This is a genomic window from Kitasatospora sp. NPDC052896, from assembly GCF_044547075.1.
In the GTDB taxonomy this organism is placed as follows: domain Bacteria; phylum Actinomycetota; class Actinomycetes; order Streptomycetales; family Streptomycetaceae; genus Kitasatospora.
The window spans coordinates 646,099-667,607 of sequence record NZ_JBITZU010000001.1 but is presented as its reverse complement, the minus strand read 5'-3'; the positions used below and the strand labels follow the sequence as shown (position 1 = coordinate 667,607).

Sequence of the window (21,509 nt, the reverse complement as noted above, 5' to 3'; positions counted from 1 at the left end):
GGGCTACCCGGCCGTCCCCGCCCGCTTCGCCGCCTTGGCCTGCCGCTTGGCCTCCTGCTTGTACGCCCGGACCCGGCTCAGCGACTCCGGGCCGGTGATGTCCGCGACCGAGCGGTGGCTGCCCTCCTCGCCGTAGGGCCCGGCCGCCTCCCGCCACCCCGGTGGCCGCACCCCGAACTGCTTGCCCAGCAGGGCCAGGAAGATCTGCGCCTTCTGCCTGCCGAAGCCGGGCAGCGCGGTAAGCCGGTCCAGCAGCTCCTGGCCGCCGGCGGCGTCCCGCCAGACCGCGGCGGCGTCGCCGTCGTACTCCTCGACCAGGTACCGGCAGAGCTGCTGCACCCGGCCGGCCATCGAGCCCGGGTAGCGGTGCACCGCGGGTCTGGCGGCGAGCAGGGCGGCGAAGGCCTCCGGGTCGTAGCCGGCGATCACGTGCGCGTCCAGGTCGTCCGCGCCCAGCCGCTCGGCGATCGTGAACGGGCCGGTGAAGGCCCACTCCATCGGGACCTGCTGATCGAGCAGCATGCCGACCAGGGCGGCCAGCGGGCTCCGGCTGAGCAGCGCGTCGGCCTCGGGCCGCTGGGCCAGGTGCAGGGTCGGGCTCATGGCTCCATCCTGGGCCGCCGCGCCGCCCGGCCGCCACCCGGCCGCTATCCGCCCACGTACTGGCGTGCGAACAGCCCGGCGAACGGTGTGGAGCCCTGCAGCTGGCTCAGCCGGGAGACCCGGAGCCGGTGCAGGAAGGCCGCGTCGGCCGGCTCGGCGACCGGGCTGTGCAGCAGCTGCAGGAACCAGTGCGAGAACTCCTGGGCCTGCCAGATCCGCGGCAGGCGGGCGTCCGAGTAGCCGTCCAGCACGGCGGCGTCCGCGCCGCGGCAGCGGGCGATCAGCCGTTCGGCCAGCTCGTGGGCGTCGGCGATGGCCAGGTTCATGCCCTTGGCCCCGGCCGGGGTGATGATGTGCGCGGCGTCCCCGGCCAGGAAGAGCCGCCCGTAGCGCATGGGTTCGACGACGAGGCTGCGCATCTCCAGCACGGTCCGCTCGGTGATCGGGCCGGGCCTGAGTTCGTCCGCGGTCAGGTCCAGCCGGCGGTGCAGCGCGGACCAGATCCGTTCGTCCGGCCAGTTCTCCGGGGAGTCGCCGACCGGGCACTGCAGGTAGAAGCGGCTCACGGTCGGGGTGCGCAGCATGTGGCCGGCGAAGCCCTCCTGGTGCAGCGCGTAGATGATCTGCTCGGTGGCCGGTGGCGTCTCGGCCAGTACGGCGAGCCAGCCCCACTCGTGCTGCCGGCCGTACTCGCGCAGCCCGCCGGTCGGCACCGACCGGCGGGCGATGCCGTAGGAGCCGTCGCAGCCGGCCACGTAGTCGCACTCGATCGCCAGCTCCGGCCCGTCGCCGTCGGCCGGCGCGCAGCGCAGCACCGGGCGGTCGCCGGTCAGGCCGTCCAGCGCCCGGGCGGGGTGCGAGAAGAGCAGCTGCCCGCCGCCGGCCAGGTAGGCCTCGGCCAGGTCGCGGACCAGGGACTGCTGTGGGTACACGAAGTGCGTGCGGCCGCCGGTGAGCTCGCCGTACGGCACCGAGAAGCGGCCGCCCCGGTGGCGGAACTCACAGCTGCCGTGCCGGGCGCCGGTGGCCAGCAGCGGGCCGGCGAGTCCGTACCCGTCCAGCAGCTCCACCGTGCGCTGTTCGATCACGCCGGCCCTGGCCCGGGCCTCCACGTGGGCCCGGCTGTGCCGCTCGACCAGCACGCAGTCGACGCCGGCCTGCCGCAGCGCGTTGGCCAGCAGCAGGCCCGCCGGCCCGGCCCCGATGATCCCCACGCGCGTCCGAAGGCGCCGCATCGTCCCCCCAGTGTTCGGCCCCGCTCGCTGCCCGGGCCATCATGCCGGGCGGCCGGGCGCCCGTTCAAGATCGACGGCTCGCGACCGGCGGGAATTCGCTGGTCGCGGTGGCAATTGCCGAAGTCTGATGATTCGTCGGTAGATATGGCAGTCGATGTCAGAACATTCAGTAGGCGAATCCAGAACCTCAGGTAATCCTCAAATAATTCGAAAAGTTTTCCGCTATGGGTTAACAGAATCGATCGTCCCGGCTATGTTTCCTGACCATGTACGGTCCATCCCCGCCGTACAGGGAAGGCAGCAGAACCTGATGCGCACCGACAGCACGACCGGCACGCCGGTCCGTCCCGGGTCCGGCACACCAGCGCCGGCCGCGGGCGGCCACCTCCAGGCCGGACTCAAGAACCGCCACCTGTCCATGATCGCCATCGGCGGCGTGATCGGCGCAGGCCTGTTCGTCGGCTCCGGAGCCGGCATCGCGGCGGCCGGCCCGGGCATCCTGCTCTCCTACGCGCTGGCCGGCACACTGGTGGTGCTGGTGATGCGGATGCTCGGCGAGATGGCCGCGGCCGACCCGCAGAGCGGCTCCTTCTCGGCGTACGCGGACCGCGCGCTCGGCCGCTGGGCGGGCTTCACCATCGGGTGGCTTTACTGGTTCTTCTGGGTGGTGGTGCTCGCGGTGGAGGCCACCGCCGGTGCCAAGATCCTGCACAACTGGCTTCCCGCGGTGCCGCAGTGGGGCTTCGCGCTGCTGGTGATGGCCATCCTCACCTCGACCAACCTGTTCTCGGTCGCCTCCTACGGCGAGTTCGAGTTCTGGTTCGCCGGGATCAAGGTGGTCGCGATCGCCGCGTTCCTGGTGATCGGCGTGCTCGCGGTGTTCGGGCTGCTGCCCGGCACCCACGCGGTCGGAACCAGTAACCTCACCGGCCACGGAGGCTTCCTGCCGCACGGCGTCGGGGCGGTCTTCACCGGCATGCTCACCGTGGTCTTCGCCTTCATGGGCAGCGAGATCGTCACCCTGGCGGCGGGCGAGTCGGAGGACCCGGAGCGGGCCGTGAGCAAGGCCACCAACAGCGTGATCTGGCGGATCGGGATCTTCTACCTCGGCTCGATCGCCCTGGTGGTCACCCTGCTGCCGTGGAACTCCGCCTCGGTCAAGATCAGCCCGTACGTGGCCGTGCTCCAGCACGTCGGCATACCGGGCGCCGCGCCGGTGATGGACCTCATCGTGCTGACCGCGGTGCTCTCCTGCCTCAACTCCGGGATGTACACGGCCTCCCGGATGGCCTTCTCGCTCGGTCAGCGCGGCGACGCGCCCAAGGCGTTCGCGAAGGTCACCGCGCGGGGCGTGCCGCGCACGGCGATCCTCTCCTCGGTGGTCTTCGGCTTCGTCGCGGTCTTCTTCAACTACACCTCGCCGAACACCGTCTTCCAGTTCCTGCTGAACTCCTCCGGCGCGGTGGCGCTCTTCGTCTGGCTGGTGATCTGCTTCTCGCAGCTGCGGATGCGCAAGATCCTGGAGCGCGAGTCGCCCGAGCGGCTGACCGTCCGGATGTGGCTCTACCCGTACCTCACCTGGGCGGCGATCGGGCTGATCACCTTCGTCGTGGCGTACATGTTCACCGATCACGACGGGCGGATCCAGATGATCCTCTCGCTGGTCGCGGCCGCGGTGGTGCTGGTCGCCGCGCGGATCGTGGGCAGCCGGCGACGGGCGGTCGAGGCCGCCGAGGCTTCGGAGGAGACGACGACGGCCTGACGAACACCCTCCGCGACGTGGCACGGCGCGGCCCGACCGGGCCGCGCCGTGCCACGTTCGCGTTCGCGTTCGCTGTCAGTGCGGTGTGGTTGTGTGGCCTGTCAGTTTCGACCACCAGGAGGCGGACGCCATGACCACCCCGAACGAATCCCGGCCGACCCCGGCCCCGACCACCGGCGAGCGGGCCGAGCTGCTGCAGACGCTGGTCAAGCACCGCGGCTTCCTGCGCCACACCGTCCGCGGCCTCACCGACGAGCAGGCCGCCCGGCGCACCACGGCCAGCGAGCTCTGTCTGGGAGGGCTGATCCGGCACGTGACGCTGGTGGAGGAGCGCTGGGCGAGGTTCGCGGTCGGCGGCGCGGCGGCGATGGGCACGCCGGACCCCGACTGGCAGGCCCAGTTCCGGATGGCCGACGGCGAGACGCTGGCCGGCCTGCTCGACGAGTACGACCGAGTGGCCCGGCACACCGACGAGTTGGTCGCCACCCTGCCGTCCCTCGACCAGGACCATCCGCTCCCCGAGGCGCCCTGGTTCGAGCCGGGCGCCCGCTGGTCGGTCCGCCGGGTGCTGCTGCACCTGATCGCCGAGACCGCCCAGCACGCCGGCCACGCGGACATCATCCGCGAGGCGCTGGACGGTGCGAAGACCATGGGCTGACCGCGTCGCAGCCGTGCGCCGGCGAGCGCCGGCGAGTGGTGCCGCGACGGTCGGGCGCTACGCCTTGGCCTTCTGCTGGATCCGCACCATGTTGCCCGAGGGGTCGCGGAACGCGCAGTCGCGCGGCCCCCAGGGCTGGTCGACCGGCTCCTGCAGCACCTCGGCGCCGGACGCCCGTACCCGCTCGAAGGTCGTGCCGAGGTCGTCGGTGCTGAAGACGGTCATCGGCAGGACGCCCTTGGTGAGCAGTTCCTGCAGGGCGTCGCCGTCGGCCTGGGAACGGCCGGCGTGCGGTTCCGAGAGCACGATCTCGAGGTCCGGCTGAGTCGCGCTGCCCAGGGTGACCCAGCGGAATCCGCCGGCAGCGACGTCGTTGCGCACGTCGAGGCCGAGCGCGTCGCGGTAGAAGGCGAGCGATTCGTCCAGGTCGTTGACGGTGATGTGGCAGTACTGGAGTGCGATGGTCATGCCGCCAACGTTAGGCGGCTCAGGCACGGCCTGCTTCTCGAATCCTGCTCGGCGGATTTCTCGTCGGGCGGGTACGAACCTTCGCCACGCACGAGGGCATCGCCGCCACCGCGCGGTGCTCCCGAGCGCGGTAGGCACTCGGCGGCTCCCCCACGAGCTCGGTGAACCGCGAGCTGAACGAGCCGAGCGAGGTGCAGCCGACCGCCATGCACGCGTCGGTCACGCTCGTGCCCCCGCGCAGCAGCGCCATCGCCCGTTCGATCCGGCGGGTCATGAGATAGCTGTACGGCGTCTCGCCGTAGGCCGCCCGGAACCGTCGCGAGAAGTGCGCCGGCGACATGAGCGCGTGGCGGGCCATCGTCGGCACGTCGAGCGGCCGTGTGTACTCCCGGTCGATCAGATCCCGCGCTCGGCGCAGGTGCGCGAGATCGGCGAGGTCTTCCGGGGTCATGGAACGACGCTACCACCCGCCGCTCCGAGGGCCGGCGGCTCTGCCGGGGTCGGTGCCGGCGCACGCCCTCGGCTGGGACACGCGGCGTCGGGTACACCGGGACCCTCGGGAGCGTGCGGGTCCCGGGCCTACCGCTGGATCTCCAGGCGCCACAGCCGCTCGTCGTCCTGCCACTGGTCGGTGGCGGAGAGCCCGGCCGCCGTGGCGACGGCGGCCGATGCGAGGTGGTCCGGGTGGATGTGGGCGATCACGGCCGAGACCTGGCGCCGAGCCAGCCAGCTGACCAGCGCGCCGGCGGCCTCGGTGGCGATGCCCCGGCCCTGCCAGGGGGTGCCCACCACCCAGGCGAGCTCGGCGACGGTGCCGCGGGCCGACGAGCCGACGGTGGCCTGGACCGTTCCCACCAGGCGGTCTTCCTCGCGCAGCCGGATCACCCAGTTCCACCAGACGGTGCCGGGGTCGGGTGAACCGGCGACCAGGCGCTCGTAGCGCGAGCGCAGGGCGTCGGGGGTGGCCGGGGCGCCGCCGATGAAGGTGTGCAGTCCCGGGTCGCCCAGCACCGCGGCCATCTCCGCGGCGTGCTCGACCGCCAGTGGCAGCAGGTCGAGCCGGCGGGCGGTGGTGATCCGCGGATCAGGCTGCTCGTGTTGGCGACTGGCGCGCATCCGGGACAAGTCGTACTCCTCATGGCTGGTGGCGTTCGAAGCTGCCGGCGCGGCCCCTCGCCCTCGTCGTCCGCCGCGGCCGAGTAGCTTCTTGACCCTCACACGGTGTCAGACGCTGAACTCGGAGACATCATGTTCACCATCGGAGACTTCGCCCGGCACGGCCGCGTCTCGGTCCGGATGCTGCGTCACTACGACGCGACCGGCCTGCTGCGCCCGGCCCATGTCGACCCCGTCACCGGCTACCGCCGCTACACGGCCGCCCAGTTGGCCCGCCTCAACCGCGTCATCGCGCTCAAGGACCTCGGCCTCTCCCTCCGGCAGGTCCAGGAGATCCTGGACGAGAGGGTCGGCACCGAGGAACTGCGCACCATGCTGCGCCTGCGGAGGGCCGAGTTGGAGGACGCGATGGCCGTGGCGGCCGCACGACTGCTGCGGGTCGAGGCGAGGCTCCGAGCGATCGAGAGCGAGGGGCGCATGCCCATGGACGACGTCGTCATCAAGAGTGTTCCGGTCACGCGGGTGGCGGAGCTCACCGCGACCGCGGCGAGTTTCGAGCCCGGGGACATCGGTCCTGTCATCGGGCCGCTCTACGGCGAGTTGTTCCGGCGCCTGGACGCGGCGGCCGTCACTCCCGCGGGGCCCGGTGTCGCCTACTACGAGGACGCCCCGGAGGGCGACGGCCGGATCACGGTCCATGCCGCCGTGCAGGTCTCCGCCCCCCTCCAGGACGGTGCCTTCCGGGTACTCGACCTGCCCCACCTCGACCGGGCGGCGACCATCGTGCACCGTGGCTCGATGGAGACCGTGCTGCCCGCGGCGCAGGCCCTGGCCCGTTGGATCGACGAGAACGGCTACCAGTCGGCCGGCTACCCCCGGGAGATCAGCCTGGAGTGCCCGGAGAACCGCGACGACTGGGTGACGGAACTCCAGGCCCCCGTGACCCGGGCCTGACCGACGACGTCCGGGGCACCGGACCGCCGCACCCGGTCACCCGACCGAGCCGGCGGACACCACCCGCCTCGGCTCACGAACGAGCCGAGGCGGGTGCCGGCATCCGGTGGCGGGCTAGCTCAGCGTCTTCAGCGCCGCCGCGTCGTACGGCTTCAGCTCCTCGAACCGGTCCGCCAGGACCTTCGCCGCCCACTCCGGGTCCTGGAGCAGGGCGCGGCCGACGGCGACCAGGTCGAACTCGTCGCGCTCCAGGCGGTCGAGGAGGTTGTCGATGCCCTGGACCGGGGCGCCCTCGCCCATGAAGCCACGGATGAAGTCGCCGTCGAGGCCGACCGAGCCGACGGTGATGGTGGGCTTGCCGGTGAGCTTCTTGGTCCAGCCCGCCAGGTTCAGGTCCGAGCCCTCGAACTCCGGGATCCAGTAGCGGCGGGTGGAGGCGTGGAAGGCGTCGACGCCGGCCGCGGCGAGCGGGGTCAGGATCGCCTCGAGCTCCTCCGGGGTCTCGGCGAGCCGCGCGTCGTAGGCCTCCTGCTTCCACTGCGAGTAGCGGAAGAGCACCGGGAAGTCGGCGGAGACGGTCTCGCGGACCGCGGCCACGATCTCGGCCGCGAACTTGGTACGGGCCACGGGGTCGCCGCCGTAGGCGTCGGTACGGCGGTTGGTCCCCGCCCACAGGAACTGGTCGAGGAGGTAGCCGTGGGCGCCGTGCAGTTCGACGCCGTCGAAGCCGATCCGCTCGGCGGCCGCGGCGGCCTCGGCGAAGGCGCCGATGACGTCGTCGAGGTCGCGCCGGGTCATCGCCTTGCCGGTGCCCTCGGTGCCGTCGACGCGGATGCCGGAGGGACCGACGGCGGGGGCGTCGGCGTAGGGCGGATCGCCCTGCTCGCGCACCATGCCGATGTGCCACAGCTGCGGAACGATCGTGCCGCCGGCCGCGTGAACGGCCTCGGCGACCTCCGCCCACCCCGCCAGTTGCTCCTCACCGTGGAACCGCGGCACCCGGTCACTCTGCCCGGCCGACTCGTGGCCGACGTAGGTCCCCTCGGTGACGATCAGGCCCACACCCGCGGCGGCCCGACGGGCGTAGTACGACCGCACGTCCTCACCGGGGACGCCGCCCGGGGAGAACATGCGCGTCATCGGGGCCATCACGATGCGGTTGGGGACGGTCAGGCCGTTCAGCGCGACCGGCCGGGACAGGATCTCGGCCGCGCGGGAGGCGGAGGACGCGGTGACGGTCACGGGGATGCTCCTCGTAGGTACCAGACGGTATGCACGCACGCGTTGAATGCGTGCAGGTGCCAACCGTTCCGACGGTCACGGCATTTCGTCCGTCCGACGGGCCGCCGTGTGATCCCGGACACGGACGCCGTTCGTTCCGCCGGGCCCCGGCCCCGCCCGGGACCGGCGTGGACGCGCTCTCCGAGGGACCGCCGGCTCCCCTGCCGGGTCCCGTCGACCGCGGTCAGCCCAGGAGGCCGTTCAGGACACGGCCGATCGCGCTGTCGAACGGGTCCGCGCCGGCCGTGTCCGGCGGCGGGGTGGTGAGCGCGGCGGCGACGCGGGGGTGGGTGCCGGCGGCCGCCACGTGGCGCAGGTAGGCGGTCCGGTGTCGCGCGGCCGAGGCGGTGGCGGTGGCCAGTTCGTTCTGGACGAACATCGCGGTCATCGCGTTGAGGAGGGCGAACGCCTCCAGCTTTCGCGCGGCGGGGGCCGGGTGGTCGGCGAGGATCTCCAGGAAGCGGTCCAGCACGTCCACCGCGTGCGGGCCGAGGGCCGGCCGGGTGACGACCAGGGCCGGGAGCCAGGGGTGGCGGCGCATGATCCGCCGGGTCTGGTGGGCGACGGCGAGCAGGTCGGCGTGCCAGTCCCCACTCGGCCGGGGCAGCTCGTACTCCGCGCCGGTGGCATCGGTCATCAGGTCGAGCAGGTCGTCGCGGGTCGCGATGTAGCGGTAGAGCGAGGCGGCGCCCGTGCCGAGCAGCGCCGCGACGCGGCGCATGGAGACCGCGTCCAAGCCCTCGCGGTCGGCGAGGTCGAGAGCGGCGGAGGTGATCTCGGCGCGGCTGCGTTCCGCCGGCCGGCCGGTCGCCGCGCGCTCGGGGCGGAGCCAGATCACCGTCTCGTCCGGTTCTGCCACGGTCACCTCCTTGGTTGCCCCCAGCCTATCGCTTTGCGTACAGTGTTCGCGATATTCGCGAACGCCGTACGCAAAGCGAAGGAGCGCCTGGGATGGCTACCCGGTACGCGGACAACGACGGAGTTCGGATCGCCTTCGAGGAGCTCGGCGGTGCCGGAGGCGACCCGCTCCTGCTCGTCATGGGGCTCGGCGCCTCACGCTTCTGGTGGCCGAAGGGGCTGGTCGACGGGCTCCTGCGGCGGGGCTTCCACGTGGTGGCCTACGACCAGCGCGACGCCGGCGAGTCCACGCACTTCCCCGACCGCCGCCAGGCCCACCCGCTCCTGGCGCTGCTCCGGCGCGAGGCGCCGGCCTACGCGGCCGAGGACCTCACCGACGACGCGGTCGCGGTCCTCGACGCCCTCGGCTGGGAGCGCGCCCACCTGTTCGGCCACTCCATGGGCGGGCTGGTGGCCCAGCGCGTCGCCATCCGGCACCCGGCGCGGGTGCTGACGCTGACCAGCTCCTCAGCCGTCCCGAGCGACGTCCGGGGACTCGGCGTCCTGCGCTACGTGCGACTGGGGACGGTCGCCCGCTTCACCCGCCTGCGCCACCCGCGGACCCCTGAGGGCGAACTGGCACTGGCGCTCGAGGTCGCCAGGATCCTCGCGCCCGGCCGGCGGATCGGCGTGGAGGACGTCGGCGAGTTCGTCCGGAACGAGACCACCCACCAGGTCAGGAGCTTCCGGGACGACAGGGCGCAGAGCCGCCAGATCGGCGCGAAGTGGCGCGGCGGCCGGCTCGCCGAGATCACCGCGCCCACCCTCGTCCTGCACGGGGAGGACGACCCACTGCTCCGCACCACCGCCGGCCACCGCACCGCCGCGGCGATCCCGGGCGCACGACTGCGCACGATGCCCGGCGTCGGCCACTTCCTCGACCGGGAGACGTGGGCCCGCTACGCCGATCAGGTACGCGCCGTCGCCGACTCCCCGTCGGCCGGTGATCGCCGGCTGCTCGACGGGCGGGGGTCACCGGCGGCTTCTAGCTTGGAGTGAGGAAGCTCAGCTGGCAGCAGGGCAGAGCAGGGCAGGCGGTCGTGATGGCGGGCGGCAGGGAGGGGGAAGGAGCGGGCCGGCCGTGGCGCCCCGAGGCCCTGGCCCGCCTGGACGCCGAGCTGGGCCGGATCGACGAGCAGCTGCGGGCCATGGCCGCCGCCAAGGACCGGATCCAGGGCCTGTTGGACGCGGTGGTGGCCATCACGCGGGAGCTGGAGTTGCCCGCGGTGTTGCACCGCATCGTGACCACCGCCATGGAGCTGGTCGGTGCCCGCTACGGGGCACTGGGAGTACTCGACGAGTCCGGCGAGTTCCTGGAGCAGTTCATCGCCGTCGGCCTGTCCGAGCAGGAACGCGCGGCCTTGGCCGGGGTGGGGTTCCCGCGCGGCCTGGGCGTGCTCGGACACCTGATCCGCCACCCGGAGCCGCTGCGGGTCGAGGACATCTCCTTCCATCCGTCCTCGGTCGGGTTCCCGCCCGGCCACCCGCGCATGTGCACCCTGCTGGGCGTCGGCGTCAGCGTCCGCGGCGAAATCTACGGCGACCTCTACCTCTCCGAGCGACGCGACGGACAGCCCTTCGACGTGCGCGACGAGAACATCGTCGTCGCCCTGGCCAGCGCCGCCGGTATCGCGATCGAGAACGTCCGCCTCTTCGAACAGGTTCGCGCCGGATCCGAACAGTTCCAGCGGCTCCTGCTGCCGACCGTGCCCGACCTGCGGCCCTTCGCCGCCGCCGCCATCTACCGGCCCGCCGCCGAGCCCAACCCGGTCGGCGGGGACTGGTACGACGCCATCCCGCTGCCCGACGGCGCGGTGGCGGTGGTCATCGGCGACGTGGTCGGCCACGATCTGCACGCCGCCGCCGCCATGGCCTCCACGCGCAACATGCTGCGCGCCCTGCTGTTCCACCTGCGCACCCCGCCCAGCGCGGTGCTCACCGAGCTCGACCGCACCCTGCAGGCCATCACCGACAACCCGGTCACCACCACCAGCCTGGCGCGCATCGAACCCGCGGGGGCCGCCTGGAGGCTGCACTGGAGCGTCGCGGGCCACGTCCCCCCGCTGCTGGTCGCCCCCAGCGGCCGGGCGGAGTACCTGTTCACCGAGCCCGGACTACCGCTGAACGTCGACAGCGAACAGCCCCGCCCCGACCACACCCACCCCTTGCCCCCGAACACCACCGTGGTCTTCTTCACCGACGGCCTGGTCGAACGCCCCGACCGCCCCATCGACGAGAGCCTGGACGAACTCGCCGAACTCGCCACCAGGCACGCGGCCCTGCCCCTGGAGGACTTCGTGCGGGCCCTGGCCGACCACCACCCCAGCGACGGGCACGACGACATGGCCGTCCTCGCCGTGCGCACCCCGTGCTGAAGCCGCACGGGCGCACGGCGAAGCGGCCGAGGTGGAACCGTCGGGAACGGGGCGCGACACGGCCCCCGGGCGGTCACCCGAAGCGATCGCGACAGCGCACACCGCGGAAGATCAGGCAGATGAGCGGTGGTGTGGTGGAGCCGGCGGGGTCAGCGGACGATGGATGACGGGGCGAGGCCGAGGGGAAGACTTCCCGATGACCGTTGTGAGCCGCGGCAGGCTCCGGCGCGGTGGCACGACCGTTCTGCAGATCGGTGCCGTCGCCGTCCTGTACTACGCCACGGGCAGGCTGGGGCTGCTCCAGCAGCTCGTGCACGGTCAGGTCACGCCGCTGTGGCCGCCGACCGGCATCGCCCTGGCCGGCCTGCTCCTGATCGGCCTGCGGGCCTGGCCCGGGATCGCGATCGGCGCCCTCCTGATCAACATCTCACTCGGGCCGTCGCCCATCGCCGTGATCGCGATCACGGCGGGCAACACGGTCGCGCCGCTCTGTTCCTACGCGCTCCTCCGCCGCACCGGGTTCCGCACCCAGATGAACCGTTTCCAGGACGCGTTCGCGCTGGTCTTCCTCGGCGCGTTCGCCGGCATGCTCATCAGCGCGACGGTGGGCGGTCTCACCCTGCGCCTCGCCGGTGCACTGCCCGCCGGTAAGTTCTGGACCACCTGGTGGGTCTGGTGGACCGGCGACGCCATGGGCGTGCTGCTGGTCGCACCGGTGCTGCTCGCCCTGCGCTCGGCGCACTGGCCGAAGGACGCGCCACCGTCCCGATGGGCGGAGGGAACGCTGCTGGTCGCTGCCACCGTCGGCGTCGGCTTCCTCGAGACCACGCCCACACCGCTGATCTTCCTCGGCCTCCCGCTGCTGACCTGGGCGGCCTTCCGCTTCCAGCGCGTCGTGGCCGCACCCTGCGCGCTGGCCGTGGCCACCTTCGCGATCCTCGCCGCCACCCGCGGATCAGGCCCGTTCGCCGGTCACAGCCTGCTCACCAACATGATCGCCCTGCAGGCGTTCAACGGCGCCGCCGCGCTGACCGCGCTGCTGCTCTCGGCGGCCATCACCGAGCGGAACCAGACCCAGGAGGAGATCGAGCAGGCGTGCCGGCGACTCGCCGAGATGGTCAGGAGAGCCGCGCCGGACATCGACGGCGAGCCGACGCTTCCGCAGGGCCGGGCCGACGAGGGGGACGACGGCGGCCGGACCCGGCCATGACGGTCGGCAAGTGCGGGACCAGGGGACGACGCCGGCCCCGACCGCGCACCGTCGGGGCCGGCGTCCTGCCCGGTCGGGCTGGCATCAGTGTGTGGGCGCGTACGGGCGCATCATCTCGGGTGAACGAGAGTCGGAACCGGGACCAGTCGGCCGTGGCGCTACGCGGGCATCACCCCGTGGATGCGGGAGATGGTGAACAGGCGTTCGTCGTCGCGCAGGTGGCACCAGGCGTGCAGGTAGGGCGGATCGAGATCGAGGCGGCTGAGGGTGCGGACGGTCGTGTTGCCGGAGGTGGCGACGTACTCGATCGTGATCGCCGCGCCGCCGTCGACGGCGTGGGCCAGCTGGCGGACGTCGGTGAAGGACAGGTCGCGCGCGTACCCGGCGATGATCTCCTCGGTGTCGCTGGCGTAAGGGCGGCCGTCCCACGGGTCGGGTTCGGGGATGTCCTGCGGGGCGGCCAGCAGCCGGGCGGCGAGCGCGCTCAGGTCGGCGGCCGACCGGGCGTCGGGAGTGCCGATCTCCGTCCCCCGCGGCCGGGACCGGCCGGCGGGACGGCGCGGGGACGGGACCGGGCCGGCCGCGCGGGGACGCTGGGCCCGCTCGATGCGGACGGACCCGTCGGGTTTCTCGGAGACCGGGGCGTAGCCCGCGGACCGCAGTGCCGCGAGCGTCTTGTCCGGCGGGGTCCGGCAGATCAGCACCGTCGGTGCCACTTGCCGCAGACCGAGCTGGGCGAGCTTGCGGTGGGCGGCCAACTCGGCCAGCAGGGCGGGCTCTTCGCCGTGGATCACACAGGTTGCGGAGACGACGCGGACTCGGCCGTGGCCGCGCGCGGTGTCGTGGATCAGGTACGAGAGCGGCTGGGGGAGCGGTTCGACGGCGACGGCGGCCAGCTCGGCGGTCAGGCCCTCGTAGGTGAGGCCCGCGTCGAGGGCGCGGCGGACGCTTCCCGGGCTGAACCGCCACACGGATGCCGCACCGCTGGTCTCCCGGTCCGCCGCGGAGTCCAGCAGGGTGCCGAGGGCCGTCGACGGCGTGCCCGCGACCACTGCCGTGAGGTCGCTGCCGAACCGGGCGGTCCCGCTGGCGGCGGGCAGCAACCGCCGACAGGCGTCCGCCAGCGCTCGGGCGTCATCGGTGAGCAGGGCGGCCCCGATCGGGGACAGCGCCCCGAGGGCGAGTGCGCCGAGCAGTTCCGCCTCCCGGATCAGGGTGGCGAACGGCGCGGTGTCCTGCGGGAGTTCGTCGGCGAGTGGACGGTGCCACCCGATCGGCGGACCCAGTTCCCCCGGGTCCGCCGCGCCTTCGCCCGGCGGGAGCTGCGACGCCGCCGTGAGCAGTCCCTGCCGGGCCAGTACGCAGCCTCCGCACGGCGGTCTCCCGGCGAGGGCCGGCAGGGCCTTCCCGTCCTCGTCGCGGCTCCCGCCGGGGGTCAGCGGCAGTGTCCACCACGCCCGGAGCAGCACGGCGAGTTGGTCGGCCGGTTCCTCCTCGGCCCAGGTGTCGTAGGCGTCGGTCGCCGCCACCCGGTCGCCGTCCCGGGCGAGCAGCCCGGCAGCGCTCGCCGTCTCCAGCGCGAGGCGGACCACGATCTCGTCGCACTGCGCCGCCTTGCCGATCCGGGACAGTTCGCGGGCGCCGACCCCGCCGGCCTTCAGCCGGGCCGGGGGAGCGGTGGCACACACCCTGAGAGCGGAGGCGGCGTGGCCGGCGAAGACCATCGAGGCGGCTGCGGCCTCCTGCCCGATCCTCGAAGCGCTGACGGGCACCGACCGCGGGACGGGCGGGACGGGCGTGAACGGAGCGTGCCAGTCGGGGCCGCGCAGCGCGAGCGCCACCTCCGCGGGCATGCGGGCCGGACCGTACCGGTGCCGGTCCCGGATCAGCAGCCCCCGTTCCAGCGCCCACCGTTCGCCCGGCCCGGTGCTGGACGGCGCAGCCCCGAACAGGATGAGGCCCGATCGCTCCGGAGCCCGACTCGCCTGCCGCTCAAGGAGTTTCCGGGCGGCCGCGGGGGCCTTGGCCACCAGCGCGACGACCCGCTCCGGATCGCTGTGATGGTCGATCAGCGCCGCCAGCCGCTCCTGCTTGTTGTTGCGTGAGGGTTTGACGCCGAGGGCCGCCAACATGCGGCCCAGTTCGTCGGAGTTGGTGCTGGCCAGGAGCTGCGCCAGCGGCGCGTCCAGGCCCAGCGGCGTGTCCCACGCCTGCCGCAGCGGTGCCGACATGCGCAGCAGCCCGTTGCCGTCCGGCCAGACCAGGGCGCGATCGGCCAGCCCTTCCAGGGCGGCCTCGAACGCGCGGGCGCGTTCCCCGTCGGCCGCGTCCAGGAAGCTTCCCAGGACGTCCCGCGAGGCAGGTGCCAGCGCGGCGAGGGCCTCCGCCACCTGCAGGTGCGGGAGCGCCAGCCGGGGCAGCGCCAGGGCCACCGACGCCGGGCGCTGGAGGCGGTCCGCCAGTTCACCGACGCAGCGCGGCTCCGGGGCCGACGCCGCATCCGGGCGCGCCGCCAGGATCCTTCCCAACTCGGCTGTGTCGAGATCCCGAAGCCGTGCGGCCAGGGTCGATCCGCTCTTCTTGGTGATGGGGAACACCTCGTTCGGCAGGTGCGGCGAAGACATGGGTCACGCGACCGCTGCTTCGTGGCGCAGCAGTGGCCCGCGTTCGTGGTCGGTCGAGGGGGACGGGCCGTGACACTGGTGGGCGGCTGCGCCCCCGACCTTGAACCTGATCAGGTCCAGGCACTCCGTGAGCCTGCCGTTCTGGGTGGTGACGTGCTCGTGGTGCTCGCGCATGAGCGAGAGCCGCTCCTCCTCGTTGCCGGAGCCTTCTCCGACGAGGTCGGCGTATCGGGGGAGCCGCCCGCCGGGTCCGCGTCGCACGGGGTGGACGAAGAGGCCCTCGCACTCGTGGAAGCGCAGCGCGTGAACGCTCGAGCCAGTCTGTTCGGTGACCTGTCCGATGCTCGGACCCGTCGTGCTCTCGGCCATGCCCGTCAGGGTATCGGGATCGACCTGGAGCCAGGTCCGGTTCCGGGGGTGCCTGCGCGCGGTCGGGCAGCGCCGTCCTCGGCGGTGGGTTCCACGAGGGGTTGCCCTGCGCTACGCGGCGGGCGACGAGCCGCCCGAGCGCAGTGTGAGCAGAGTGATCTCGCTCGGTGCGAACACCCGGAAGGGCGGTCCCCAGAAGCCGGTGCCCCGGCTGGTGTAGAGCTGGGTCCGTTCGCCGTGTCGGCTCAGGCCGTGCACCACCGGCTGGTCCAACCGGACGAGGAAGTTGAACGGCCAGATCTGGCCCCCGTGGGTGTGCCCGGAGACCTGGAGGTCGACACCGGCGGCAGCGGCCTGCGGGACGTACTTGGGCTGGTGGGCGACGAGCAGGACCGGACGGGCCGGGTCCGCCCCCGCCAGCGCGCCGAGCAGGTTCGCGCGGTGTCCGGCCAGGCCGGAGGACTCCGCGGTCACGTCGTCCACGCCGGCGAGCACGAGGGCGTCCCCACCGCGCTCCACCACGACATGGCGGTTGTGCAGCGGTTCCCAGCCCAGGTCCGCCATGCGGTCCAGCCAGCCCTGGGCCTCCCCGGAGTACTCGTGGTTCCCCGTGACGTAGACCTTCGCCAGCCGTGACCGGATCGTTCCGAGCGGTGCGGACTGCTCCCGGCGCTGGGCGGGGGTGCCGTCGGCGATGTCGCCGGCGTGGACCACGACGTCCGCGTCGAGCGTGTTGACCGCCTCGGCGACCCGCGCCGACCAGTTCGCCCGGTCGATCGGCCCGTAGTGGGTGTCGGCCAGCACCACCACGCGGGTCCCGTCCAGGCCACCGCCGAGCCGCGGGACGTGGACGTCCAGCCGCTTCACCCGGGGCACGCGCATCGCCTCGTGGTGCCCCCAGCCCAACAGCCCGGCCGAGACCACGGCGACGGTCACGGCGACGATCCTGGCCCGGTCGGTGCCGCCGACGTCGAGCCCGGTCAGCGCGAGGTCCACCAAGCCGCCCAGCACCGACCAGGTGAACAGGACCCAGACCATCCCGAGGCTGGTGTCCGCGACGCGAGCGGCCCGGTCGTCCCGCCGTGGCCCGTGGCCCGCGACCATCAGGAAGGGAAAGGCGACCGGCCAGGCGGCGAGGACGACCGTGCCGGTCAGGAAGACCGGGAACGGCCAGTCGACCCCGTCGGCGAACAGCGTCCACCAGGGCGGCAGGCACAGCACCACCAGGACGAGGACGGCCACGGCCAGCCGCCGGAGCAGGGATCGCCGAGGCCTCACACCCCCGCCCGGGGTCTCCGCACCCGGCACGGGTACCGCCCCGGCCTCGGGTCGGGTGGCGGCCACGACGGTCCCGGGCCCCTCACCGTCCGTCCGGAGGTCCGACTCCGACCCCATGGATTCGCTGTCTGCCACTGCGCGCCCCTCACGTCCGCTGTCCCTATCATCCGGATCATCCGGCACACGGTGACCGTGGGAGTCGTCCGGGTCCCGTTGCCCGTCAGCGGCCAGGGGCCGCCTTGGCTGCTGTCCCGCCCCCACCCGCCCCGAAACCGGGCCGTCGACGCACCCGCTCCTGCAAGGGCGCTGGAGGCCAGGTCCGACGCGGCGACGCTCGGACCAGGCCGAGGCTGTTCCCGTCTCCCCCTCAACTCGGATTCACCGTAGGGACGGTGACACTTCCGATCCCCTCCGAACGGCCGTGAACGGGACCAGAACCGAGACCGTTGATGTCGAGAGCGCTACGACGCGGTCGGCTCCTCGCGCAGGGCTCGGAGCGCTTTGGCGATCACCTTGGCGCGGAACGGATTCGCAGCGTCCAGCGCCCCGGCCACCGCCACCGCCCCCTCCAGCAACGCCCTGCGGGCGCCGGGAAGTTCACGAAGTCCGTGCGAGCGACTCGCTTCCACCAGTACGTAGGCGAGCTTCGACCCGTAGACGGCCGGGTTGACCTGTGTCAGGGCCCGGTACACCCACAGCGCGTCCGGTCCGCGCAGCACTCGCTGATTGCCGCTGAGCAGCTTTACCCTCGCCCGAAGTACGGTGTCCTGGTTCATCGTTACCCCTCGTCCCAGCACTCCCCGGGCGTCCCCCCGCCGGCGGCGGGGCAGCACGACGTACATGCCGGGGCCTGATGGCAGACACCGGCACGTCAGCCGAGGAAGTGGATGCCGTCGAGTCTGCGGCTCGCCGGGGTGCGTGGACAAGGGTGACGATGCGTGCTCTCCGTCCTACCGCCAGGGCCTCCGACCAGGCATGATGGACTCGACACTCTGTCAGCGGCGGTGGTACACCGGCACGCCGTGGAGGTGGCAAGCCGGGTCCGCGGTCAGAAGGACCGCGCGTTGTCGCCGTGGTCGACGCCGTCATGGGCCGGGAGTCCGGGAGATCCGTTCCGCGGCGGATCGCAGCCGAGGGCGGCCGCTTGTTCCGGCCTGTGCAGTCGAACGCGGACATGGCTTCGCGCGTGAACGCCGCGCGGCGTGGACGGCGTGCGGACGCTGCCTGAATGAGCAGCGGCGAGGGCTCCGACTACCTGGTCGGAGCCCTCGCCGCTGGTTGCGGGCGGGTGGTCACTCGGGGTCGTGGCCCGCGCGCATGCTCGCCGCGGCACACACGAGCAGTGTGGCGGTGAGCGCGGCCAGCGGTGCGGTCCAGGTGCCGGTGGCGGTGTGCAGGGCGGCGGCGAGGACGGGGCCGGTGGCGGCGAGGAGGAAGCCGCAGGTCTGGGCCATGGTGGACAGGGCGGTCACGTGGTCGTGGTCGGTGCCCCGGTGGGCGTAGAGCACGCCGGGCAGTGCCTGTCCGGCGCCGAGTCCGATGCCCAGGACGGCGACCCAGAGCATCGAGGTTCCGCCCGGGGCGAGCAGGAGTCCGATGAAGCCGACGGCGCAGACCAGGATGGTCGCCAGGATGTGCGGGCGCTGGTCGGCTCGTTTCGCGGCGAGGACCGGGGCGGCGAAGCCACCGGCGGCGACGCCGCAGATGAGCAGGGCCTGGCCGGTACCGGCGGCGCTGCGGCCGAGGCCGGCCTGGACGAGGATCGAGGGCAGCCAGGCGAGCGTGGTGTAGAAGGCGAGGGTCTGGATGCCGAAGAAGGCGGTCAGGCTCCAGGCGACCGTGGTACGGGCCACGTGCGGGCGCTTGACCCGCTCGGTGTCGGCCGCGGTGGAGGGCTGCGGCGCTCGGTGGCGCAACTGCGGGGTCATGCCGGTGGCGGCGAGGACGGCGGGGATGATGGCCAGGCCGATGGCCGGCTGCCAGGAACCGGTGGCCTGGGCGACGGGGACGACCATGGCCGCGACGAGTGCCGAGCCGATGCCCATCGACAGGGCGTAGACGCCCATCATCGCGCCGACGCGCTCGCGCGGGAACCGCTTGCGGACCAGGACCGGGATGAGCACGTTGACGACGGCGGTGGCCGCGCTGACCACGACGGTTCCCGCGAACAGGCCGGGCATCCCCAGCATGCGCAGCACCGCGCCGACCACCAGGACCAGGCTCGCCCACCACAGCCCTCGTTCCTCGCCGAGCTGCCGCCGCGCCACGGCCGCGAGCGGCGCGAAGGCGCCCATGCACAGTGGCGGCAGCAGCCCCAGGAGGGAGACCGTGGTGGGGCTGAAACCCGCGACCGGAGCCAGCGGTCCGATCTGGCCGAACGCGACTCTGGTGTTCAAGCTCATCAGCACGAAACCGACGATGAGCAGCGCACCCGCAGGAGTGGCAGGCTGTGGCGCGGTGCGGTCTCGGGAGACGGTGGCGGTTGCCGTCGGTGGCGGGGACGTGGTCATGGCAGGCCCTCCAGGCGCTCGGTGGTTAGGCTTGCCACCCTGCGCGCTCAAGTGAACTTGAGCGCAAGTGCCCGCACGCGGAGGAGACGGTGGAGCAGCTGTACTCGATCAGCGAGGTCGCCCGGGCGTTCGGGGTCTCGGTGCCGACACTGCGCTACTACGAGGAGTGCGGACTGATCCGTCCCGCCGCCCGGCGCGGCCGGGTGCGCCAGTACGACCGCACGGCGCTGGAACGGCTGGCCTATGCCCAGCTGTGGCACCACGACGGCATGATGACGCTCGCGGACACCGCCGCGGTGATGACCAGCGAGCACGCGCCGGAACGCCACGCCCTGATCGCCGCCCAGCACGCCGCGATGCAGGAACGGATCGACCGGCTCACCCGTGCCGCCGCCGTGCTGCGGCACATGCTGGACTGCCCGGCGGACCACCCGCTGAGCTGCCCGGTGACCGGCGCCTATATCCGCTCCCGCGTCGACGCCACCCTCGCCGGCGAGGACTTCGAGGGCACCTTCCTCCCCGACGAAGCGAGTGACGGTCGAGCGTGAGGGGCGGCAGGTGGCCATGACCCTGCTGTTGCTCCCACGCGGGTCCGTCACCGGACGGCCGGCACTCGGCGTGATGCGCGGGCGAGCTGATCCGGGTACCCGGCCCCTCGCCGGACCGGCCGCTGTCGCGCGGATGAGTCGGAGGATGCCCGACGAGACGACGGAGGCCCCGACCGCGATGCAGTCGGGGCCTTCGTCATGGCTGGTCAGCCACGGCGGAGAGTACGAGGTTCGAACTCGTGAGGAGGTGCCCCAACACGCCTTCCAACTGTTCGTCCGGCTGTCCGGGGACGGCCACGGCCGGCGACTGGCCGCGAGGCGTCCGGCCGGCCCGGCGTGCCATGCTGACCGCGGCAGCAACCCGCGTCCCTTGGAGAGGTTCCGTGACCGCCACCTGCCACCTTGCTGACAGTGAGAAGGGCGACCGTGGTGACGACCCGTCCGAAGACGCAATCGCCATGCTGATCAACGATCTGAGCGACGGTGAACAACACGTCGTCGTTCAACCAGATGAGGACGGATCCGCTTGGCATGTCGCGGTGGCTGTCCTCGACACGGACCAGGGATGCGAAGCCGTCGTCCGCCGGGACGTCCGATGCCGCGAGCACGACGACACCGCGAGCGCCAACGCCAGCGACGTCGCGCATGGGATCGCCTTGTGGCTCAGGGACGGGAACCGCCGAAGGCCCTCGAGCTGAGGACAGCAGCGTTCCACAGCACGCCTTGGGTACCTGCTCCGCCTCGCCGGCACGATCAGCGACAAGGACCGACCCACCCGCCTGTGTCCGGCTGCTGCCGCGGCCAGGCCCTGACGAGAGAACACCAGTGAACTCCTACGACCAACCCGGCTTCCCCGGCAATGGCTTGAGCCCTGCCTGGGGCAGCCAGCACCCCGCCCACCCGGCCCCGCCGCCCGGCCCCGTACTGACCCCTCACGACTGGGGATTCATATGCGGCCTGCTGGCGGCCAAGACTCCGCAGGAGCTCGCCGCGCGCCCGTTCGTGCCGACGGCGGCCAGGCTGCGCCAGGGCGAGCAGGCACTGCTGACGGCGCCCGCCCAGCGGCACACCTGGAAGCCCACTTCAGCACCCCAGTACCGCCGCCACAATCTGTCCGCCCGGGGCTCCGTGGGGTACGTGCTCGCTGCCCACGCCGTCAACGAAGGCATCAACGCGATCAACAAGTCCCGCGCCCAGGCCAAGGCGCAGGGCCGCTGGATCACCGAGTCGGCCGGGACGCTCACCGTCACCACCCACGGCATGCACTACCTGCACCCCGAGAACTGGGCGACGGTCAACTGGACCAGCTCGCAGATGTGCGACCTCCCCGCTCCCGACCTGTACGAGGTCCACATCCACAACGGCCAGGCCGGCAAGCGGATCGGCCTGCGGCTCCGCACGATCTGGGCGCCTCTGCTGTTCGCGATGACCGCGTTCGCCGCCCACCCCGGGCACCCCCGCCTGCACGACCGGTCGTGGGTGCCCCCGCACGTCGCCCACCTGTACCCCGAGGTCCCTGCCGAGCTCGCCGCCCTGGCCGCCACTCGCGGTCGACACGGACAGCCCTGACCACGCCACTCTCCGCCCCGTGCGGCCTCCGCCCTCCTACGGGGCGGAGGCC

General features: G+C 72.8%; 21 protein-coding genes. 9 read left to right on the top strand and 12 right to left on the bottom strand.

Going from position 1 to position 21,509, the window contains the following annotated elements; genetic code table 11:
- Nucleotides 1-3: 3 nt before the first annotated feature.
- The gene (locus ACIGXM_RS03105) at nt 4-603 is read right to left on the bottom strand and encodes an HhH-GPD-type base excision DNA repair protein (RefSeq protein ID WP_396556210.1); all 600 of its coding nucleotides are present in this window, start codon (nt 601-603) and stop codon (nt 4-6) included.
- Nucleotides 604-647: 44 nt separating this feature from the next.
- On the bottom strand, nt 648-1,817 hold the full coding sequence (locus ACIGXM_RS03100; RefSeq protein ID WP_396556208.1) for a 4-hydroxybenzoate 3-monooxygenase: 1,170 nt from the start codon (nt 1,815-1,817) through the stop codon (nt 648-650).
- 331 nt (nt 1,818-2,148) lie between these two features.
- On the opposite strand from ACIGXM_RS03100, the gene ACIGXM_RS03095 reads away from it, so the two are divergent.
- Nucleotides 2,149-3,600 carry an amino acid permease gene (locus tag ACIGXM_RS03095; RefSeq protein ID WP_396556206.1) on the top strand — a complete coding sequence of 484 codons (1,452 nt, stop codon included), beginning with the start codon at nt 2,149-2,151 and terminating at the stop codon, nt 3,598-3,600.
- Between the two features lie 130 nt (nt 3,601-3,730).
- Nucleotides 3,731-4,258 carry a DinB family protein gene (locus tag ACIGXM_RS03090; RefSeq protein WP_396556204.1) on the top strand — a complete coding sequence of 176 codons (528 nt, stop codon included), beginning with the start codon at nt 3,731-3,733 and terminating at the stop codon, nt 4,256-4,258.
- Between the two features lie 57 nt (nt 4,259-4,315).
- Here the strand turns inward: ACIGXM_RS03090 and ACIGXM_RS03085 are convergent, their stop codons facing one another.
- The 3 genes from ACIGXM_RS03085 to ACIGXM_RS03075 form a co-directional block, all read right to left on the bottom strand.
- Entirely contained in the window at nt 4,316-4,726 is a 411-nt protein-coding gene (locus ACIGXM_RS03085; protein ID WP_396556202.1) for a VOC family protein, read from the bottom strand.
- 19 nt (nt 4,727-4,745) lie between these two features.
- Nucleotides 4,746-5,177 carry a helix-turn-helix transcriptional regulator gene (locus ACIGXM_RS03080; RefSeq protein WP_396556200.1) on the bottom strand — a complete coding sequence of 144 codons (432 nt, stop codon included), beginning with the start codon at nt 5,175-5,177 and terminating at the stop codon, nt 4,746-4,748.
- 128 nt (nt 5,178-5,305) lie between these two features.
- A complete protein-coding gene (locus tag ACIGXM_RS03075; RefSeq protein ID WP_396557358.1) occupies nt 5,306-5,842 on the bottom strand; it encodes a GNAT family N-acetyltransferase in 537 nt (178 codons plus the stop codon).
- A 132-nt stretch (nt 5,843-5,974) separates the two neighbouring features.
- On the opposite strand from ACIGXM_RS03075, the gene ACIGXM_RS03070 reads away from it, so the two are divergent.
- On the top strand, nt 5,975-6,796 hold the full coding sequence (locus ACIGXM_RS03070) for a MerR family transcriptional regulator (protein ID WP_396556198.1): 822 nt from the start codon (nt 5,975-5,977) through the stop codon (nt 6,794-6,796).
- A 114-nt stretch (nt 6,797-6,910) separates the two neighbouring features.
- Here ACIGXM_RS03070 and ACIGXM_RS03065 read toward each other — a convergent pair whose 3' ends face one another.
- Both ACIGXM_RS03065 and ACIGXM_RS03060 read right to left on the bottom strand, forming a co-directional pair.
- The gene (locus ACIGXM_RS03065; RefSeq protein WP_396556196.1) at nt 6,911-8,038 is read right to left on the bottom strand and encodes an NADH:flavin oxidoreductase; all 1,128 of its coding nucleotides are present in this window, start codon (nt 8,036-8,038) and stop codon (nt 6,911-6,913) included.
- Between the two features lie 223 nt (nt 8,039-8,261).
- On the bottom strand, nt 8,262-8,936 hold the full coding sequence (locus ACIGXM_RS03060) for a TetR/AcrR family transcriptional regulator (protein ID WP_396556194.1): 675 nt from the start codon (nt 8,934-8,936) through the stop codon (nt 8,262-8,264).
- Between the two features lie 92 nt (nt 8,937-9,028).
- On the opposite strand from ACIGXM_RS03060, the gene ACIGXM_RS03055 reads away from it, so the two are divergent.
- The 3 genes from ACIGXM_RS03055 (at nt 9,029) to ACIGXM_RS03045 (ending at nt 12,559) form a co-directional block, all read left to right on the top strand.
- Complete coding sequence (locus ACIGXM_RS03055) at nt 9,029-9,973, top strand: alpha/beta fold hydrolase (RefSeq protein ID WP_396556192.1); 945 nt, start codon at nt 9,029-9,031, stop codon at nt 9,971-9,973.
- Nucleotides 9,974-10,017: 44 nt separating this feature from the next.
- The gene (locus tag ACIGXM_RS03050; protein WP_396557356.1) at nt 10,018-11,349 is read left to right on the top strand and encodes a PP2C family protein-serine/threonine phosphatase; all 1,332 of its coding nucleotides are present in this window, start codon (nt 10,018-10,020) and stop codon (nt 11,347-11,349) included.
- Between the two features lie 196 nt (nt 11,350-11,545).
- Nucleotides 11,546-12,559 carry an MASE1 domain-containing protein gene (locus ACIGXM_RS03045; RefSeq protein ID WP_396556190.1) on the top strand — a complete coding sequence of 338 codons (1,014 nt, stop codon included), beginning with the start codon at nt 11,546-11,548 and terminating at the stop codon, nt 12,557-12,559.
- 158 nt (nt 12,560-12,717) lie between these two features.
- On the opposite strand, the gene ACIGXM_RS03040 is transcribed toward ACIGXM_RS03045, so the two are convergent.
- The 5 genes from ACIGXM_RS03040 to ACIGXM_RS03020 all read right to left on the bottom strand — a co-directional run bounded on the left by ACIGXM_RS03040 (nt 12,718) and on the right by ACIGXM_RS03020 (nt 19,340).
- Nucleotides 12,718-15,183: a helicase-associated domain-containing protein gene (locus ACIGXM_RS03040; RefSeq protein WP_396556188.1), complete on the bottom strand. Its 2,466-nt coding sequence runs from the start codon at nt 15,181-15,183 to the stop codon at nt 12,718-12,720.
- 3 nt (nt 15,184-15,186) lie between these two features.
- The gene (locus ACIGXM_RS03035; RefSeq protein WP_396556186.1) at nt 15,187-15,552 is read right to left on the bottom strand and encodes a MerR family transcriptional regulator; all 366 of its coding nucleotides are present in this window, start codon (nt 15,550-15,552) and stop codon (nt 15,187-15,189) included.
- 111 nt (nt 15,553-15,663) lie between these two features.
- The gene (locus ACIGXM_RS03030; RefSeq protein ID WP_396557354.1) at nt 15,664-16,860 is read right to left on the bottom strand and encodes a metallophosphoesterase; all 1,197 of its coding nucleotides are present in this window, start codon (nt 16,858-16,860) and stop codon (nt 15,664-15,666) included.
- 431 nt (nt 16,861-17,291) lie between these two features.
- The gene (locus ACIGXM_RS03025; RefSeq protein WP_396556184.1) at nt 17,292-17,606 is read right to left on the bottom strand and encodes a hypothetical protein; all 315 of its coding nucleotides are present in this window, start codon (nt 17,604-17,606) and stop codon (nt 17,292-17,294) included.
- A gap of 516 nt (nt 17,607-18,122) precedes the next feature.
- Nucleotides 18,123-19,340 (bottom strand): MFS transporter, encoded by a 1,218-nt coding sequence (locus ACIGXM_RS03020; protein ID WP_396556182.1) that lies wholly within the window; start codon nt 19,338-19,340, stop codon nt 18,123-18,125.
- Between the two features lie 89 nt (nt 19,341-19,429).
- Between ACIGXM_RS03020 and ACIGXM_RS03015 the strand changes: the two genes are divergently transcribed.
- The 3 genes from ACIGXM_RS03015 to ACIGXM_RS03005 all read left to right on the top strand — a co-directional run bounded on the left by ACIGXM_RS03015 (nt 19,430) and on the right by ACIGXM_RS03005 (nt 21,457).
- On the top strand, nt 19,430-19,888 hold the full coding sequence (locus ACIGXM_RS03015; protein WP_396556180.1) for a MerR family transcriptional regulator: 459 nt from the start codon (nt 19,430-19,432) through the stop codon (nt 19,886-19,888).
- A gap of 383 nt (nt 19,889-20,271) precedes the next feature.
- Complete coding sequence (locus ACIGXM_RS03010; RefSeq protein WP_396556178.1) at nt 20,272-20,586, top strand: hypothetical protein; 315 nt, start codon at nt 20,272-20,274, stop codon at nt 20,584-20,586.
- Between the two features lie 127 nt (nt 20,587-20,713).
- On the top strand, nt 20,714-21,457 hold the full coding sequence (locus ACIGXM_RS03005) for a hypothetical protein (RefSeq protein WP_396556176.1): 744 nt from the start codon (nt 20,714-20,716) through the stop codon (nt 21,455-21,457).
- Nucleotides 21,458-21,509 lie beyond the last annotated feature (52 nt).

Bases quoted from the DNA above. Each gene is read 5' to 3' on its own strand.
- ACIGXM_RS03105 (WP_396556210.1), bottom strand. From the start codon at position 603: ATGAGCCCGACCCTGCACCTGGCCCAGCGGCCCGAGGCCGACGCGCTG.
- ACIGXM_RS03095 (WP_396556206.1), top strand. From the start codon at position 2,149: ATGCGCACCGACAGCACGACCGGCACGCCGGTCCGTCCCGGGTCCGGC.
- ACIGXM_RS03090 (WP_396556204.1), top strand. From the start codon at position 3,731: ATGACCACCCCGAACGAATCCCGGCCGACCCCGGCCCCGACCACCGGC.
- ACIGXM_RS03085 (WP_396556202.1), bottom strand. From the start codon at position 4,726: ATGACCATCGCACTCCAGTACTGCCACATCACCGTCAACGACCTGGAC.
- ACIGXM_RS03080 (WP_396556200.1), bottom strand. From the start codon at position 5,177: ATGACCCCGGAAGACCTCGCCGATCTCGCGCACCTGCGCCGAGCGCGG.
- ACIGXM_RS03075 (WP_396557358.1), bottom strand. From the start codon at position 5,842: ATGCGCGCCAGTCGCCAACACGAGCAGCCTGATCCGCGGATCACCACC.
- ACIGXM_RS03070 (WP_396556198.1), top strand. From the start codon at position 5,975: ATGTTCACCATCGGAGACTTCGCCCGGCACGGCCGCGTCTCGGTCCGG.
- ACIGXM_RS03055 (WP_396556192.1), top strand. From the start codon at position 9,029: ATGGCTACCCGGTACGCGGACAACGACGGAGTTCGGATCGCCTTCGAG.
- ACIGXM_RS03050 (WP_396557356.1), top strand. From the start codon at position 10,018: ATGGCGGGCGGCAGGGAGGGGGAAGGAGCGGGCCGGCCGTGGCGCCCC.
- ACIGXM_RS03045 (WP_396556190.1), top strand. From the start codon at position 11,546: ATGACCGTTGTGAGCCGCGGCAGGCTCCGGCGCGGTGGCACGACCGTT.
- ACIGXM_RS03040 (WP_396556188.1), bottom strand. From the start codon at position 15,183: ATGTCTTCGCCGCACCTGCCGAACGAGGTGTTCCCCATCACCAAGAAG.
- ACIGXM_RS03035 (WP_396556186.1), bottom strand. From the start codon at position 15,552: ATGGCCGAGAGCACGACGGGTCCGAGCATCGGACAGGTCACCGAACAG.
- ACIGXM_RS03025 (WP_396556184.1), bottom strand. From the start codon at position 17,606: ATGAACCAGGACACCGTACTTCGGGCGAGGGTAAAGCTGCTCAGCGGC.
- ACIGXM_RS03020 (WP_396556182.1), bottom strand. From the start codon at position 19,340: ATGACCACGTCCCCGCCACCGACGGCAACCGCCACCGTCTCCCGAGAC.